Source organism: Vibrio sp. JCM 18905 (assembly GCF_055393305.1).
On record NZ_AP043880.1, the window covers coordinates 762,812 to 779,771 of the forward strand.

Genomic DNA, 16,960 nt, shown 5'->3' on the forward strand with positions numbered 1-16,960 from the left:
GGCGCAATTCGCTATACTCCGCACCAAATTGATACGAAAAGGCAATCTCGATGGAATTTGAATTCATCCGTAACACGTTGATGGGCGAGTACTACGTAAAATGCAGCATGGGGCATGAGATTGTTGGGCGCTGGCTACAAGAAGAAATTGGCAAAGACCCTATGAAGATTGCTCAGGTTGAAAAGCTAATTGAGCAGTCATTTTCAGTGCCTTCTCAAGAGCATAACCTAACAGGTACAGAAATTAGCTTGATGATTCAGGGCGATGAAGTCCTAGTGCAAGAAAACGCATTGGCCCATGACCATGATGTTGAGATGGAAAGTGAATTCGATTTCTACAATGCAGAAAGTACAGCAAGCTGTGGAATAGAGGACTTCATGATTCTTATCGAGCGATGGAAAGACTTTTTGAACATTTAGTGCACAGTTTTGGGTAACTTTCCTTCTGTTGCTTTAAATTTGTGAAAAGGGCGCACCGATATGGTGCGCCCTTTTTGTTTATAGATATGTAAATTGACGTTAGTTTTTATTATTCAATGACTTAAAAACTTGGCACGTAGATTGGATTATTAGAAGTGTTTCAGGATGAAAGCTTCGGAGAGAATTGAATGAAAATAATCAATGCCATTATTAAGCCGTTTAAATTAGACGATGTGCGAGAAGCATTGGCTAACGTCGGTATCGAAGGGATGACGGTATCAGAAGTTAAAGGGTTTGGTCGTCAAAAAGGCCACACGGAACTGTATCGCGGCGCTGAGTATCAGGTCGATTTCCTACCAAAAGTGAAAATTGAAATCGCTACTCACGCGGATAATGTTGAGCGAGTGGTTGAAGCGATTACAAAAGCTGCGCAAACAGGAAAGATTGGTGACGGTAAAATTTTTGTCTACGACCTGAACCAAGCGGTGCGTATCCGAACGGGCGAAATGGACGCAGAAGCACTTTAAGAATTCAAGGGATTGGAGAAACTTATTATGGAATTAACAACAACAGTAACCGAGTTACGTTACGCACTTGACACCTTTTTCTTCCTCATTTCCGGTGCGTTGGTAATGTGGATGGCAGCTGGTTTTGCGATGCTAGAGGCTGGTCTTGTGCGCTCTAAGAACACAACAGAAATTCTTACGAAGAACATCTGTTTGTACGCAATTGCATGTACGATGTTTCTAATCGTTGGTTACAACATCATGTATGTCGACAACGGAGAAGGAGGCTGGTTACCTTCATTTGGTGCGCTGATTGGTACCCAAGGAGAAGGGGCTGATCACTCTCTAGAGTCTGATTTCTTCTTCCAAGTCGTCTTCGTTGCAACTGCAATGTCCGTCGTTTCTGGTGCGGTGGCTGAACGTATGAAGCTTTGGTCTTTCTTGGTTTTCTCTGCGATTTTGACCGCATTTATCTACCCAATGGAAGGTTATTGGACATGGGGCGGTGGTTTTCTAGCAGAAGCTGGATTTAGCGACTTTGCGGGTTCAGGTATCGTACATATGGCTGGTGCTTCTGCAGCTCTCGCAGGTGTGTTATTGCTTGGTGCTCGTAAAGGTAAATATGGAAAAAACGGTGAAATCTACCCGATTCCAGGTTCAAACATGCCTTTGGCAACACTAGGTACTTTCATCCTTTGGTTTGGTTGGTTTGGGTTTAACGGTGGTTCTCAGTTGATGGTTTCAGACTTTGAGAACGCAACAGCGGTAGGTCAGATCTTCCTAAACACCAACGCAGCAGCTGCTGCAGGTGCTATTGCGGCGCTGTTTGTATGTAAAACGACTTGGGGCAAAGCGGATTTAACGATGATTCTCAATGGTGCGCTAGCTGGCTTGGTTGCTATCACCGCAGATCCTCTATCACCATCGCCATTATATGCAGTTGCTATCGGTGCAGTATCTGGCGCGCTAGTCGTATTCAGCATCATTGGCCTAGATAAACTAAAAATTGATGACCCAGTCGGTGCGATTTCAGTGCACGGTGTTTGTGGCTTCTTTGGTTTGATGGTTGTGCCTCTAAGCAACGGCGATGCTACATTCGGTGCGCAGCTTTTAGGTGCTGTTGTTATCTTTGCTTGGGTATTTGGTGCCAGCCTAGTTGTGTGGGCTATCTTGAAAGCAACCGTTGGAATTCGCGTCACGGAAGATGAAGAAATGGAAGGTATGGACATGCATGATTGTGGCGTCGGTGCGTACCCAGAATTTGTCACTGTGAAGTAATCAATAGCCTGTAATAAATAGTTACACTCTCAACATATAAAAACCTGCTCCGATGAGCAGGTTTTTTAATATTTGTCATTGTCTTCTTATTGAACATACATATAATAACGCAACTGATAAACGTTATCATTAGCATGGTAAAGGATTAAACAATGAAAAAACTGCTAACTCTTTCAGCATTAACTTGCGCTACCTTAGCTCCAACAGCAATGGCTGCTGAAGAAGTGAACGTCTACTCTTACCGTCAACCTTTCCTAGTTGAACCTATGTTCAACGAGTTCACTAAAGAAACTGGCATCAAAGTAAACGTAAAATTTGCTAAAAAAGGCTTAGCAGAAAAGCTAGCTCAAGAAGGCGAGTACAGCCCAGCTGACGTTATCCTTACGACAGACATCAGTCGTCTAGCTGAACTGACAAACAAAGGTTTAGTCCAGAAAGTAGATAGCAAAATCATTGAAGAAAACGTACCAGCTCAATACCAAGATAAAGAGAATGAGTGGTTTGCCCTAACTCTACGCTCACGTAGTGTTTACTCTTCACGTGATCGCGTAGGTAAACTAGGCGCAGATTTCAACTATGCAGATCTGGCTAAGCCAGAGTTCAAAGGTAAAATTTGTACTCGTAGCGGTAAGCACCCGTACAACGTTTCTCTAGTTTCAGCAATGATTGCTCACAATGGCGAAGCAGAAACCAAAGAGTGGTTGGAAGGCGTGAAAGCAAACCTTGCTCGCAAACCACAAGGCAACGATCGTGCACAAGTTAAAGCGATCAAAGAAGGTCTATGTGATGTTTCTCTAGGTAACAGCTACTACCTAGGTAAAATGGTTAACGACAAAGAGCAAAAAGCTTGGGCAGATGCAGTTTACATCAACTTCCCTAACCAAGAGACTACAGGTACTCACGTAAACATCTCTGGTATGGCGATGGCGAAGTACTCTCCAAACAAAGACAATGCTGTGAAGCTAATGGAATTCCTAACGGGTGACAAAGCGCAGCAGATGTACGCAGAAGTTAACTACGAGTACCCTGTTAAAGAAGGCGTGAAGCGTTCTGAACTTGTGGAATCTTGGGGTGACTTTAAAGCAGACAAGCTTTCTCTAGACGATATTGCAGCCAACCACGAAGCGGCAATTAAGCTTTTAGACGAAGTGAAATTTGACCTTTAATTCCTTGTGGGGGTATAACAGTCCCCCCATTTGATTAAAGGATATGAGATGTATTTGCAACAGCATTTGTATTTCATACAGCCTTGCAGTAATTAGGCGATGAAAGATAAACACTCTTTATGGAAAACCAGTAGTGGGGTAATAACTCTGTTACTGGTTTTGCCGATCTTAGCGATCTTCTACACCGCAATTGGTGAAACGGATGATTTGTTTGCCCATTTAATGGCGACAGTCATGCCGACTTATATTTTTAACACGGTTGCGCTCACTATTGGCGTAATGGTGTTGTCCTTAATTCTTGGTATACCAAGCGCTTGGATAATGGCCATGTGTAAACTGCCGACCGAAAAATGGTTGCAGTGGGCATTGGTGCTACCTCTTGCGATGCCAGGTTATATCATTGGTTATATTTTTACTGATTGGTTTGATTTTGCAGGACCGATTCAAATCTTTTTGCGTGATGTAACCGGATGGGGACCTGGCGAGTATTGGTTCCCTGATATTCGCACCTTGCCTGGCGCGACCTTTGTGTTGGCTTTAGTGCTGTACCCTTACGTGTATTTGCTGTGTCGAGCTGCATTTATGGAGCAAAATGTCTCTTTGTTGCAAAGCGCGCGTTTGCTCAAATGCTCTCCATGGGAAAGCTTTTGGCGCATCTCGATGCCATTAGTGCGACCTTCTATCGCTGTGGGTTTGTCGCTGGTCGCAATGGAGACTATCGGTGACTTTGGTACTGTAAGTTACTTCGCTGTGAATACGTTAACCACAGCGGTCTACGATACTTGGTTGGGGTACTCTAATCTTAATGCTGCAGCCAAGATTTCTGCCATGATGCTCGTCATTGTAGTACTGCTTCTCAGTGCCGAACGCTACAGTCGTCGTAAACAAAAGCTTTTTCAAAGCCAATTTAACAGTCACGAAGATTTTCGTTATGAGTTGACGGGCTGGAAAAAGTGGACCGCGCTGGTTTGGTGTTGGGGCTTGGTTTCGGTCGCGTTTATTTTGCCATTACTACAGCTGATTGATTATGCGATAACTTACTTTGCGCAGAGTTGGACCCCCGAGTTTCGTGAATACGCATGGAATAGTTTGGTCGTGTCGGTTATTGCCGCCATTATTGGTGTTGCTGTCGCACTGATCGTTAACTTTACCCATCGCGTCAATGGCAAGCGCGAAAGCTTGGCATTTATGCGTCTTTCTTCGATGGGGTATGCAGTGCCAGGAACCGTATTAGCGATTGGTGTGATGGTCGCAGTACTGTTTATGGATCACCGCGTCAACGACCTTGCTAAAGCCATGGAATGGGGAAGACCGGGACTTATTTTTTCTGGCTCCATGTTCGCCCTGGTTTTTGCCATGGTTGTGCGCTTTTCAGCGGTGGCGATTGGTAGTATCGAAAGTAATTTAAATAAAATTTCGCCTTCGTTAGATATGGCGTCTCGCACCATGGGTTGTAAGCCTAATGCCATGCTGTGGCGTGTGCACTTTCCGCTGGTTAAACGTGGTGCACTGATTGCGGCTCTGTTAGTGTTTATCGAGTCGATGAAAGAGCTCAATGCGGCTCTATTACTTCGTCCATTTAACTTTGAAACACTAGCCACATACGTTTATAACTTCGCCTCGGATGAGCATTTAGAATTGGCCGCTTTGCCTGCGGTTCTGTTGGTTCTTGTTGGGTTGATCCCGCTTGTTGTTGTTAACCGTTCACTGGAGCAAAATCACTGATGAGCTGCGCATTATCAATTAAAAACCTAACTTGCCAATATGATGATCAAACCGTACTCGAATCATTATCTCTTGAGGTGGAACAAGGGCAAATTGTCTGTTTACTAGGTGCAAGTGGTTGCGGAAAAACAACACTATTAAAAGCCGTTGCAGGGCTATTGCCATTAACGTCAGGCGAAATGAGCTTAAATTGCGTCACGATTGATGATGGGGAGAACTGGTTGCCACCAGAACAGCGTAATATCGGGATGATTTTCCAAGATTATGCGCTTTTTCCTCACCTGACGGTGGAGCAAAATATTGCCTTTGGCTTAAAGCATTACTCGACAAAAGAGAAAAATGGCAAAGTTCAAGAGATGCTCGATCTCGTGCATTTGCAAGGCTATGGCGATCGTTATCCTCATCAATTGTCTGGTGGACAGCAGCAGCGTGTTGCGATTGCTCGCTCATTAGCTTACAGCCCAGACTTATTGCTGCTGGATGAGCCGTTCTCTAATATTGATACGCAAGTTCGCCATGAGCTGATAAGTGAGATCCGTAAGATTTTTAAGGCGCAAGGCGTGACTGCCATTTTTGTTACGCATAGCCGTGAAGAGGCTTTTGCCTTCGCTGATAAAATGGCAGTGATGAACAATGGTGTTATCGAGCAATATGGCACGGCATCTGAGCTTTACTATCAGCCTTCAAGTAAGTTTGTTGCGGATTTCTTAGGTGGTGGTAGCTATCTTGCCGCTAAACGAGTTTCGGATTCAGAATATGAAACCCACTTGGGTGTGGTTGAAGCCACAGCCCAACAAGAGATCCCAGTGCAGTCTGAATGCTCTTTGTTGCTAAGGCCGCAACATGTGCAAATTCAATCCGATGAAGAGAGCTCAGTAACGGTGCTGGAGCAGCACTTTATGGGCGACCATTGCCGCTACGTGATTGATGCGAATGGCGACCGTTTGTTGGCTACAGCATCGCAGGCATTAAATATTGGTGAGTCTGTTGCTGTGAAAATTGAAACGCAGGGCGTGCTGGCATTCGCTTAATGTCTCTGCATACGGGATTGCGAATCCATTCTCGATTTGTTGATACAAAAAAGCCCGGCAGTGATGCCGGGCAAGTGCTCTTCTCCTGTTGATGAGCGCCTTTTCAGACAGCGTCGACTCTCATCATTGTGCTCGAAGCGGGCACAAGGTCAGTTATAAAGATAAGAAGTCTTTAAACTGTTGAAGAACACGTTCCGCAGTGTCCTTATCTTGCATTTCTGCAAAAATACGTAGTAACGGCTCAGTACCAGAAAAGCGGGCGATGATCCAACCACCATTCTTGAAATACACTTTCGCACCATCTTCATAGCTGACTTTTTCGATCTCAAATTCAAACTCAGGCAACAGCTTTTCAACATAAATTTTGTTGAACAGTACCTCTTTTTGCGCTGGTTTGAATTTGCAATCGCCTTCTGCCATGTAGGCATAACCGTACTTACCGTAGATTTCATCCAGCAACTCAGACAATTTCTTGCCTGTTACTGAAATCATTTCAACTAACAAGCTAGAAGCGAAGACGCCATCTTTACCTTTGATGTGGCCGCGAATGGTTAGGCCGCCAGAGCTTTCCCCACCAATCAGTGAGTCATCCGCTTCCATTTGGGAACTGATGTGCTTAAAGCCTACAGGAACCTCAAAGCATTTCTCGCCATGATCTTCGGCAATTTTGTCGAGAAGGTGGGTGGTTGCGATGTTACGTACCACGGAGCCTGTCCAACCTTTGTATTCAAGTAGATAGTAGTAAAGCAGTAGTAGTACTTCATTTGGATGAATGAAGTTACCTTTTTCGTCAATAATACCAAGACGGTCCGCATCGCCATCGGTACCGATGCCAATATCGTAACCTTGCTCTTTTACTAGGTGCATCAAGCGGTAGAGTGTTGCAGCACTTGGCGAAGGCATTAACCCACCGAAGTCTGGGTTTTTTCCATCGTTAATCACATCAACGTCACAGCGGCCATTGATTAATACGGTTTGCAGCGCATTTTTTGCGACACCGAACATCGGGTCAATCAAAACGCGTAGGTTGGCTTTTTTGATCGACTCGATATCAATAAAGTTAATGATCGAATCTACGAATTCGTTCATCGGGTTGATAATTTGAATCAGCTTATCTTCAACCGCTTGTTCAAAATCGACACTTTTTACATCTTGTGCAGTGAGCGTATCGATTTGTGATTCGATTTTTTGGGTGATGATTTCATCTGCATCACGACCGCCTTCAATGAAGACTTTAATGCCGTTGTAATCGGCCGGGTTGTGCGATGCCGTAATACATGCAGAGTAAGCACAGCCCATTTCCTTCGCTTTAAACATTACGATAGGCGTTGGAACAAACTTATCGATAAAGCTAACGACGATGCCGTTTGCTGCTAAAACTTCGGCAAACCAACGGCCAGCTTTGTCAGACAGAAAACGTCGGTCATAGCCAATGACAAAGCCGTGATCAGCAACAGATTCGTTATTCGTAATGTTTGCAACTGCTTGAGCAACCAAACGAACATTATCTTTAGTGAATTCTTCACCGATAAATGCACGCCAACCGCCTGTACCAAATTTGATCATGATTCGATCCTCGATAAGAGCGGCATCCCACCGTCTCTTAAATCTTTGCTAGCGAACCGATGCACTCACCAAACTCAAGTGCATCGGATAAATCAAAAGGGGAGAAGCTATCCCCTAAAAGATGATTAACCTAGAGTAACGATAACTTCGTTTACTGAACCTTCCGCTTGAACTGGTACTGATGCGCCAGTGATAGCTTCGCCGTTCAGAGTGATAGATTTCACGCCTTTGCTGACTGAATCAGGGTTAACAACTTTGATGTTGTAAGTCGCGCCTAGCCACTGACGAGTGACTTCAAACCCTGGCCAGTTTGTTGGGATACATGGGTCGATAGTCAGACCATCAAAGCCTGTACGTACACCAAGGATAAAGTTGGTTACGGCGAAGTAAGCCCAACCAGATGTACCTGTTAACCATGGGTGGTTTGCACGACCGTGGTCTTGGTGGTCACGACCCATGATGAACTGTACGTACGAGTAAGGTTCTGCAATACGTTTTTCGATGATGTCGTTCTGGTTGTATGGGTTTAGTGCATCGTAGAACTTCATTGCACGGTCACCACGACCTAATTTCGCTTCAGCTACCCAAGCCCATGGGTTTGGATGCGAGAAGATTGCACCGTTTTCTTTTACGCCTTGGTAGACGCGAGTGACGAAGCCGATATCATCGTTTGGCGTAGCGAATGATGGCGAGTTTAGGTGAAGGCCGTATTCAGAGAATAGATTTTCGTCGACTGCGTCCATCGCTTTTTCGCCGCGCTCTTGAGACACCGCACCAGACAGCACCGCAAGTGTGTTTGACTCAAGGTGTACACGACCTTCTTTTTGCTGCGCAGTACCGATCTTGTCGCCGTTTTTCGTTAGACCACGGATATACCAGCCGCCTTCTTCGTCCCAAAGGTGTGTTTCACACGCTTCACGAACGTTTGCCGCCATCTCGGTGTATTTCTCAACGTCAGCGTCTTTGCCTAGGTATTTTGCAAGGTCGATAAACTCTTGTAGCGCCCAGAAGTGTAGGAAAGACACCATTGAAGACTCGCCGCCACCTAGGTTTAGACAGTCGTTCCAGTCTGCACGAAGACCTTTGCAGATACCGGTTTGACCCACGTACTCCGCAGAGAAGTCTAGCGCTGCTTTCATGTGGTCATAAACGCTTGCATCGCCGCCATCTGCGTAAGGGATCACTTCGTCGAAGAAGCTGTGCTCACCCGTTTCCATCACGTACTTACAGATGGTTGGAACTAGCCATAGATGGTCATCAGAACACGTGTCTTCAATACCGTGGATCTTGTCTTCATCAGATGGAGTAGGAACAACTGTTGGGGATTTCGATGGTTTAACATCCGCTTTTTCTGGATCGAACCAGTCTGGATCGAATAGGTGTAGACCGTAACCCGCTTTCACTTGGCCGCGCAGTAGGTCAACGATACGTTTGCGCGTCATTGCTGGGTTAGCGTGAGGAACGGAAATTGCATCTTGCGCTGTATCGCGGTAACCAAGACCAGTACGACCACCCACCTCAATGAACGAAGCAAAACGAGACCACACCACACAAGTTTCTGCTTGGTACAGTGTCCAAGCATTGATCATGGTATCTAGACCTTCGTTTGGTGATTTCACTTGGAACTTGCCACAACGCTCATCCCAGTGTGCTTTGATACCCGCAAATGCATTGTCGACTTCTGCAAGGTCTTGGTACTTAGCACGCAGACGTTCACCGTTACCTTTGCCGATACCCAGAATGTAAGCAAAGCGAACTTCTTCACCTGGTTGGATAGTAAATTGCTTGTGCAGAGAGCCACAGTGGTTGTAACACGTTTGTGCGGTGTTAAAACACTTACCTTGTTCTACTGCTAGTGGGTTTGCTTCGTCGCGGTATAGACCTAGGAAGCTATCACGTTGACCGTCGTATGAATCTGGATCAAACGTCGACGCTAGGTAGTAGAAGCCTTCGAAATCGTTCGTGTTGTAGTACAGGTCGTATTCAATCACGCCTTCGTTGTATGACGTACCAGCAGAGTAGAGAGACATCTGGTGGTTTTGGTTATCAGATTGAATGTGGCTGAACGAGAACTCAACAAATGAGAATGCGCTGATCGTACGCGGTTTGTCAGAGGTATTCTTGATGACCACATCCCAAATTTCTGCATCTTCGCCTTTTGGTACAAAGAGTGTTTTGGTTGCACTAATGCCGCTGTATTCGCACTTGAATTTAGAGTACGACAAACCATGACGAACTTCGTAGTTCGCTTCGTCTAGGCTTTTGGCAACTGGTTGCCAAGAGATTGACCAGTAATCACCCGTCTCATCATCACGTAGGTAAACGTAGTGTCCTGGGCGATCGAATGTCGCATTTGGACGGAACTTAGTAACACGGTTGTATTCTGGAGAGTTGTAGAACGAATAGCCACCTGCGTTATGCGAGATAACGGTACAGAATTTTTCTGTACCTAGGTAGTTGGTCCAAGGAGCAGGTACATCAGGGCGAGTAATGACGTATTCACGATTCTCGTTATCGAAATAGCCGTATTTCATTTGTGTCTTTCCTTTTTACAAAGCTGCGTCTGCAGCCAAAATTTAAAAACTCTTCAAGCGTGATGCTTCTACATCAGCTCTGTATTACTTCCACGGTTTACGGTAATTCACTCCCTGCAAATCAAGCAGCGGTAGGTGTCCTTTCAAACGTGATAAATAGTCGGTCCAGTCTCGGTGTTGTTTGTCTGTCCAACATGCTTCTGCCATTGCGGTTAAGCGCGGGAAGACCATGTAGTCCATACGAGACTGGTTGTTGATGATTTCGCACCACAATGCTGTTTGAATGCCCCAAATGCGTTTACGTATTGGATCGTCGGCTGGCACTTCAGCGAGTGGTTCATAGTTGTAAGCTTTTTCTAGCGGCAACGGGTTCGCCCAATCCACGCCCGGTTCTTCTGGTGCGTAGTCTTGGGTCATATCTAGGTAGGTGGTTTGTGCAGGTTGTAGCACCACATCGAAACCTTGGCGCGCGCAGTTCAACGCCGCTTCTTCGCTTAACCACGAATAGATCACCGTATCTTTACTGACTTTGTCGCCGTGTTGAGCTTCTTCCCAGCCCAGCATGCGTTTGCCCAATTTACGAAGTTTGTCTTCGGCACGACGCAAGAAGTGACCTTGCAACTCTTTGTAGTCGCTGTAACCTTGTTGCTCCATTAGGGCTTGGCACGCAGGGCTTTTTGACCAAACCCCGTTAGGTACTTCATCCGCACCGATATGAACATAAGGCGCAGGGAACAGCGCGGAGACTTCTTCCAACACTTTGTCGATAAACTCATAACTTCCCGGAAGAGCAGGGTTAATGACGTTGTCGTTGTAATGCTGAATACTGCGGTATTCGGTGGTATCTTCTGTTTCTACCAATAGGTGTGGTAACGACTTGATGGCAGCTCGGCAGTGGCCTGGTACATCGATTTCAGGGATAACAGTGATGCCTCGTTTCGAAGCAAAGGCAACCACGTCTTTGATGTCTTCTTGAGTGTAAAAACCGCCGTAACGCTCAGCAAGGTGCGTGTACTGTGGCTCATTGGTTTCATCCAACCCACGCCATGCGCCAATATCGGTTAGTTGAGGCAATGATTTGATCTCAATTCGCCAACCTTCATCATCGGTAAGGTGCCAATGGAATGTATTGAACTTGTAGTGAGCCAACTGGTTGATCAAACGTTTGACTTGCTCAACGGAGTGAAAATGGCGAGCACAATCTAGCATCATACCGCGGTAACGAAAACGTGGTCGGTCTTTGATCGAACAGCAAACCACTTCCATTGAGGCTGGTTGATCGCCAACTTTGATTAGTTGCAATAACGTTGCACAAGCATGGGTAAAACCAGACGAAGAGCCTGCTTCAATTTTGATCGACTCTTCTGCTACCTTCAGCTTGTAAGCGCCTTCATCCAAGGTTGGGTTGCCTTTGAAGATGATCTGACTGCCATTGTCTGATGCGAACTCAAATTGATGAATGCGCTTAAGCTCTTCAAGTAACCACTCTTTAGCTGCATTGGCTAGGTTTGAATAAACCGCAACGCCAGCTTGATGATTAAAGCTAAAGCAGTGATCGCTGACTTCTATATGGTTTGGTTTTGGCAATAAAGGCTGTGCATGCGTCAAGCTGGAAGGGATCTCACTACGTTCACGGTACGGTGAAGCCAATACGATCGGCGTGACATCGACTTGAGCTCGTTGAAGGTTGCCGTTGACTTCAAAGTTGACCAAGGCTTCATTGAATCCATCAGAATAGTAACGGAATGGGTTCGAACCAATACTGAACTCGCAGTAAAAATGATGGTTAGCTGCCAGCACCAACCCTTCTGGTTTGAGGGTGCAGTAGCTGCCAATTTGCTTGAGCTGACCATTCGAAATACTATCCGGCAGAATGTAGCGATCAAAAGCAAAAATCAGGCTCCAATTGTGGAGATCTTGATCGCTCAAGTTATGGAAAGTCAGTCCGAAACGGCAGTTTTGCTTTTGTTCTGATAGGACGACGAGATCAACACGATATTCCATATCTACTCCTACGCCGCACTGAGCGAGTAAAGGTTATGTTCAGGTTTACCTGCAAACATAATTGCGCCTTCAATCGCGTCAAACTGTGGCTCAACAACCCATTGCTGAACTGGTGGCGAAAGCCAACGTAAAATACGTTCAGCAATGCTGCCCATTAAACAAATACGTGTTGCGCCGCGCTTGTTTAATGCCACGAGAAACATTTCTATATCAGCTGCAGTTTGCTTCAGCATCTCAATTGCTAGTGCATCACCTTGTTCTGCATGTTGGAAAATTGCAGGAGAAAACTGGCCATAATCACGAGGAAGCGCTTGTTTAGACCAAGCCACCACGTTATCAACGTCATTTTCGAAATGCGCCATGACGTGTTGTGCTAGAGGCGTTTTCTCTCTGATGCCATCTTCTGCTAACAAAACTTGTTGAACTAGGCGAAGCCCCATCACTGCGCCGCCACCTTGATCCGAAATCGGGAATTCACGACCACCGACAACGTGCTGCTCCAATCCTTTAAGATAGATGCCACAAGAGCCCGTTCCTGCGATCATGATTGCGCCATCTTCGCCATTGTGTGCACCAACGCACGCGCCGTAAGCATCTGTATTAAGAGTCATACTGTCAAACGGATGAGGAAGAGACATAAAGGCTTGCCAAGATGCTTTGTGCTCAGCACCTGCAAGGGCTAAGCCGACATGCATCGATGTAAAATCTTGTTGTGTCAGGCCACCTTGTTCGGCAGCCGAAGAGATGGATTCAAGAATCGAAGCCATTGCAACTTCAGCGCCTAGCATGATGTTGGCGCTGCCGCTTTTGGCCTCGCCAAGAAAATTACCTTGTGAATCTTTAATCCTGGCTCGACATGACGTGCCGCCACCATCGATACCAACAAAATACATCCCCATGATTATTGTTCCTTAATATTTTTAGAGGTTGCCAACTGAGAAATATGCTGAGCTTGACTCATTATCGCGAGTAAGTACCAAGCGCCATGCGGGATCCATTGTTCGCCCCAGCGCCAGTTTTGTAACATGTCGTCTTTTTGTGCTGGTGGGTTAAATGCGATGTCTTCCTCGTCTTCAAAGCCGCCAGTGATTCCGTTACACACACCGCCTTTAGCGTTGAAGAAACCATATTGAGGAAGGTAATCAGGGTTGTTACGACCGTGGCCATCAAGCATGCACATGTCGTATGGGTTTAAGCCTACAATCCAGTTCAATGCATCTTGAGCAAACACGAAAAGTTGTTGCTGTATTTCTTGCGACGCTATATGCGGTTGAGCAAGATACGCCATGGTCGCGAGTGAGCCCAATCGAGCATTCTCTCCTTGCCACCAATAGCCGGATTCATTGTTGTGTGCGACAAAAAATGCATCGCGTTTTGACTCATTTACGCCTTTAACATACTGGCGAGGGTAACCGAATGGGTTGGTCACTTTATTGGATATTTTGATCTCAAACTCACACGCTCGGTTAACGATGCGTTTTACCGATTCTGTCTGTACGGAGTCGTCTTCAATTGCTAGGTATTCGCACAGGGCAATAACGGGTAGACCTGCTTCGGCAGCGTGAAAGTATGGACGACTGCCGTCTTGGTTTGCTGACCAAAAGTGTTGAATCTGTTCGTCGCTCATTTGGCGGGCAACTAAGCGTTGTGCCCACAAACGGCTCTCTTCCAAGTAGCGAGTTTCTTTGGTGGCTTTAAACAGTTCTACACTAGCTAGTAGCGCACAGTATTCGTCGATAATGTTTTCTTCACCATCATTGAGGTACTGCGTATTGTGCTCTTTTAAGTGCCAGTAACCATTTTCAGCAGCGTTGCGGTATTTCTGTTGATCGTATTCGCCGTGAACACCTAAACGCGACGCCGCGGCCAGCGCTGCGATGGCGACACCGCCACCTTGTCGAAAGCCTGCTTGGTAGTCATCAAATTTGTGACCAAGTTGCGTTTCGTAGGCACAGATTTCTCGTTGCGCAGTATCTTTGCTCCACTTATCAAAGACCGTCATGTAGAAGAAGCCTTTTTCGTTTTGCATACGAACAAGGAAGTCTGCACCGAACAGGGCTTCTTCAATAAGACGTGTACGTGTGAAGGCTGCAATGTCTTCGCTTCCTTCAAGCAATGAAAGTCCTTTTAGGATGTTCCAAACCACCATTGGGGTTTGTTGAGGGTTCAAATAATTAGCGTATGAAAGATGACTTAAATACTTGCTAACGTCTCCAGATGCGTCGTACCACCCTCCGTGTACATCAACCGTTTGGTTGGCGCTGAGCACTGGAACTTGTCGATCTTGTTGATCGAAAATTCCACCACAACGTTGTGATTTGAAGTAGTGGATCACATCCGACAAAGTTTGATCCAACAGAATATGTTCGCCAATGGTGAAAGAGGAAGAGCGCGTATCTTCCACTTGCAGGAAATAGTCGCCTGAATCTGTGAAAGATGAAAAGTCGATGAGGTAGAAATAGCCCTGATGCCAGTTCGCCACTTTACCTTGTTCTTCAACCGCAAAAGTTGCCACGGTTTGCTCGCTAGTGGCACAAATCAATTGAGCAGTGTAAGAAGACAAGTGTGGTTGTTCGGTCTGGACAATGGCTTTCTTTGGGCCCAGATGTTCATAACCAATGTGGTTAGTCAGTAGCAGCATTCAATGTCTCCGGGAAACGATAAAACAGGAATGGGTCAGGCTGAACCTGACCCTCGTTATAATTAATCTTCAAATAAGTAACAGCGAACAAAGTGGTTCTCAGAAAGCTGAGTGACGCCTGGTAGTCGTTCGCGACATTTATCGGTTGCGTGTACGCAGCGTCCTGCAAATGGGCAGCCGACTGAATCCGGTGTCCAAAGTGGTATTTCCCCTTTGTTGCCTTTCAGCTTCTCGTGGATAGACTTCGATGGATCAGGCACAGCAGATACCAACAGTTGCGTATATGGGTGTTGAGGATCGTGAATGATTTCTTCAGTATCGCCCCATTCAACCATGTGACCTACGTACATAACCGCGAGATCTTCAGCAATGTAACGCGCCGTTGCGATGTCGTGAGTGATGTAAAGCAGAGACATTTGTTTTTCAAACTTCATCTCTTCCATCAAGTTAAGAACACCAGCACGAATTGACACGTCCAGCATTGATGTTGGCTCATCTGCCAATACCACTTCTGCACCTACAGCGATGTTACGAGCTAGGTTTACACGTTGACGCTGACCGCCAGATAGCTGGTGCGGGAACTTTTGCGCGGTTTCTTTTGGCGGAATCAGGCCAACTTGTTCTAGTAGGTCATACACACGCTCTTCCAGTTCCTTTTTGTTGCCTGGTGCAATCTTTTTATGGATCAGCAACGGGCGAGCAATGTGGTGAAAGATATTGTGTGTAGGGTTTAGTGAGCCAAATGGGTCCTGCCATACCATTTGTACGCCTTCACGGTATGTCATCAAGTCATGTCGAGAGGTAATATCTTGGATATCACGACCTCTGTATTCGATCACACCCTCGGTAGGGGCGTACATTTTAGCTATCATTTTAGCGGTAGTAGATTTACCAGAGCCTGATTCACCTACTACTGACAAACCGCGGCTCTTGTACATCTTGAATGACACGTCGTTGATCGCGCGCATTTTTGACTGCTTGATTGAGTTACTATTTAAAGGGAAGTCCTTAACGACATGTTTACCCTCAATCAGCAGTTCGCCGAGTTGTTTGCTCATAATTCTCTCCAGTGTAATTTTGTTCTTAGCTAGCGTTATTTTTTGTTGTTAAACCTTAGCTTGAGCAATCGTGTCGCCGTATAAGTGGCAATTTGAAAAACGACCAGGTTCAATTTGACGCAGCTGAGTTGGTACTCGTGTACAAGCTTCGTGGACGCGGTCGCAGCGGGCTTGGAAGCGGCAGCCTTGAGGAATCTCTAACAGGTTCAAAGGGTTGCCTGGAATACCAGTTAATTTGGTTTTAGGACCAGTTAGTGGAGGGAAAGAGCTACCCAAACCTTTAGTGTAAGGGTGGTAAGGACTTTCCAGAATTTGCTTAGAAGGGGCGACTTCAATTAACTCACCGGAGTACATAATGCCGATTCGATCCGAGAACTCGACCATGAGTGACAAGTCGTGGGTAATGAAAAGGATCGAGAAGCCGAACTCTTCTTTTAGTGCATAGATCTTTTGTAGGATTTCACGCTGAACCACAACATCGAGTGCCGTCGTTGGCTCATCCATGATGATCATTTTTGGATTGAGAGCCAGAGCAATCGCAATGACTAAGCGCTGGCGCATACCACCAGAAAATTGGTGTGGGTAGTCATTCAAGCGGCTTGGGTGAATATCAACGATTTCCAACAATCCTTCGGCGCGCTTTTTCGCTTGTTCACGTGTCATGTTGGTGTGGCGCATGATGACATCGCAAAACTGCTCTTCCATCGTAAGCACCGGATTTAATGCGTTCATTGCACTTTGGAACACCATCGACATCTCGCTCCAGCGGAATGATTGCATACGTTCATCGCTGTACTTAATGATGTCTTCACCGTTGAAGATGACCTCACCACCAGTGATGAATGCTGGCGGCTTATGAAGACGCATGAGCGAGAAAGCAACTGTGGATTTACCACAGCCAGATTCACCTGCCAGGCCAAAGACTTCACCTGGCGCAATGTCAAAGCTAACGTTGTTACAGGCGCGGACATCGCCCGCATCTGTGATGTAATCTACGCATAGGTTACGGATAGAAATTAGTGGTGCAGTCAT

Annotated in this window: 13 protein-coding genes; 6 read left to right on the forward strand and 7 right to left on the reverse strand. The window is 46.0% G+C overall.

The window, feature by feature from the left end; genetic code table 11:
* The first annotated feature begins 50 nt into the window (after positions 1-50).
* The 6 genes from ACZ5ZC_RS20280 (at position 51) to ACZ5ZC_RS20305 (ending at position 6,125) form a co-directional block, all read left to right on the forward strand.
* Entirely contained in the window at positions 51-419 is a 369-nt protein-coding gene (locus ACZ5ZC_RS20280) for a YacL family protein (protein WP_464932230.1), read from the forward strand.
* A gap of 188 nt (positions 420-607) precedes the next feature.
* Positions 608-946: a P-II family nitrogen regulator gene (locus ACZ5ZC_RS20285; protein WP_005396729.1), complete on the forward strand. Its 339-nt coding sequence runs from the start codon at positions 608-610 to the stop codon at positions 944-946.
* Between the two features lie 27 nt (positions 947-973).
* Positions 974-2,203, forward strand: a complete 1,230-nt coding sequence (locus ACZ5ZC_RS20290) for an ammonium transporter (protein ID WP_046875065.1) — start codon at positions 974-976, stop codon at positions 2,201-2,203.
* A gap of 152 nt (positions 2,204-2,355) precedes the next feature.
* Positions 2,356-3,369 carry a Fe(3+) ABC transporter substrate-binding protein gene (locus ACZ5ZC_RS20295; protein ID WP_005386566.1) on the forward strand — a complete coding sequence of 338 codons (1,014 nt, stop codon included), beginning with the start codon at positions 2,356-2,358 and terminating at the stop codon, positions 3,367-3,369.
* Between the two features lie 99 nt (positions 3,370-3,468).
* The gene (locus ACZ5ZC_RS20300) at positions 3,469-5,094 is read left to right on the forward strand and encodes an ABC transporter permease (RefSeq protein WP_005396731.1); all 1,626 of its coding nucleotides are present in this window, start codon (positions 3,469-3,471) and stop codon (positions 5,092-5,094) included.
* Positions 5,094-6,125, forward strand: coding sequence for an ABC transporter ATP-binding protein (locus ACZ5ZC_RS20305; RefSeq protein WP_167426257.1), 1,032 nt, complete (start codon positions 5,094-5,096; stop codon positions 6,123-6,125). The genes ACZ5ZC_RS20300 and ACZ5ZC_RS20305 overlap by 1 nt, the downstream gene beginning before the upstream one ends.
* A gap of 153 nt (positions 6,126-6,278) precedes the next feature.
* Here ACZ5ZC_RS20305 and ACZ5ZC_RS20310 read toward each other — a convergent pair whose 3' ends face one another.
* The 7 genes from ACZ5ZC_RS20310 to ACZ5ZC_RS20340 form a co-directional block, all read right to left on the reverse strand.
* Positions 6,279-7,691, reverse strand: a complete 1,413-nt coding sequence (locus ACZ5ZC_RS20310) for a phosphoglucomutase/phosphomannomutase family protein (RefSeq protein ID WP_464932231.1) — start codon at positions 7,689-7,691, stop codon at positions 6,279-6,281.
* A gap of 125 nt (positions 7,692-7,816) precedes the next feature.
* Positions 7,817-10,225, reverse strand: coding sequence for a glycoside hydrolase family 94 protein (locus ACZ5ZC_RS20315; RefSeq protein ID WP_256894554.1), 2,409 nt, complete (start codon positions 10,223-10,225; stop codon positions 7,817-7,819).
* 84 nt (positions 10,226-10,309) lie between these two features.
* Positions 10,310-12,229: a beta-N-acetylhexosaminidase gene (locus ACZ5ZC_RS20320; protein ID WP_464932232.1), complete on the reverse strand. Its 1,920-nt coding sequence runs from the start codon at positions 12,227-12,229 to the stop codon at positions 10,310-10,312.
* An 8-nt stretch (positions 12,230-12,237) separates the two neighbouring features.
* The gene (locus ACZ5ZC_RS20325) at positions 12,238-13,128 is read right to left on the reverse strand and encodes a glucosamine kinase nucleotide-binding domain-containing protein (RefSeq protein ID WP_464932233.1); all 891 of its coding nucleotides are present in this window, start codon (positions 13,126-13,128) and stop codon (positions 12,238-12,240) included.
* 2 nt (positions 13,129-13,130) lie between these two features.
* Complete coding sequence (locus tag ACZ5ZC_RS20330) at positions 13,131-14,870, reverse strand: glycoside hydrolase family 9 protein (protein WP_464932234.1); 1,740 nt, start codon at positions 14,868-14,870, stop codon at positions 13,131-13,133.
* Between the two features lie 62 nt (positions 14,871-14,932).
* The gene (locus ACZ5ZC_RS20335) at positions 14,933-15,928 is read right to left on the reverse strand and encodes an ABC transporter ATP-binding protein (RefSeq protein ID WP_005394711.1); all 996 of its coding nucleotides are present in this window, start codon (positions 15,926-15,928) and stop codon (positions 14,933-14,935) included.
* 48 nt (positions 15,929-15,976) lie between these two features.
* Complete coding sequence (locus tag ACZ5ZC_RS20340) at positions 15,977-16,960, reverse strand: ABC transporter ATP-binding protein (protein WP_005394709.1); 984 nt, start codon at positions 16,958-16,960, stop codon at positions 15,977-15,979.

What these genes read in the sequence shown, in the direction of transcription:
- ACZ5ZC_RS20285 (WP_005396729.1), top strand. Translation starts at nt 608, where the DNA reads ATGAAAATAATCAATGCCATTATTAAGCCGTTTAAATTAGACGATGTG.
- ACZ5ZC_RS20300 (WP_005396731.1), top strand. Translation starts at nt 3,469, where the DNA reads ATGAAAGATAAACACTCTTTATGGAAAACCAGTAGTGGGGTAATAACT.
- ACZ5ZC_RS20320 (WP_464932232.1), bottom strand. Translation starts at nt 12,229, where the DNA reads ATGGAATATCGTGTTGATCTCGTCGTCCTATCAGAACAAAAGCAAAAC.
- ACZ5ZC_RS20335 (WP_005394711.1), bottom strand. Translation starts at nt 15,928, where the DNA reads ATGAGCAAACAACTCGGCGAACTGCTGATTGAGGGTAAACATGTCGTT.
- ACZ5ZC_RS20305 (WP_167426257.1), top strand. Translation starts at nt 5,094, where the DNA reads ATGAGCTGCGCATTATCAATTAAAAACCTAACTTGCCAATATGATGAT.
- ACZ5ZC_RS20295 (WP_005386566.1), top strand. Translation starts at nt 2,356, where the DNA reads ATGAAAAAACTGCTAACTCTTTCAGCATTAACTTGCGCTACCTTAGCT.
- ACZ5ZC_RS20310 (WP_464932231.1), bottom strand. Translation starts at nt 7,691, where the DNA reads ATGATCAAATTTGGTACAGGCGGTTGGCGTGCATTTATCGGTGAAGAA.
- ACZ5ZC_RS20280 (WP_464932230.1), top strand. Translation starts at nt 51, where the DNA reads ATGGAATTTGAATTCATCCGTAACACGTTGATGGGCGAGTACTACGTA.
- ACZ5ZC_RS20325 (WP_464932233.1), bottom strand. Translation starts at nt 13,128, where the DNA reads ATGGGGATGTATTTTGTTGGTATCGATGGTGGCGGCACGTCATGTCGA.
- ACZ5ZC_RS20315 (WP_256894554.1), bottom strand. Translation starts at nt 10,225, where the DNA reads ATGAAATACGGCTATTTCGATAACGAGAATCGTGAATACGTCATTACT.
- ACZ5ZC_RS20340 (WP_005394709.1), bottom strand. Translation starts at nt 16,960, where the DNA reads ATGACTGCACCACTAATTTCTATCCGTAACCTATGCGTAGATTACATC.
- ACZ5ZC_RS20290 (WP_046875065.1), top strand. Translation starts at nt 974, where the DNA reads ATGGAATTAACAACAACAGTAACCGAGTTACGTTACGCACTTGACACC.
- ACZ5ZC_RS20330 (WP_464932234.1), bottom strand. Translation starts at nt 14,870, where the DNA reads ATGCTGCTACTGACTAACCACATTGGTTATGAACATCTGGGCCCAAAG.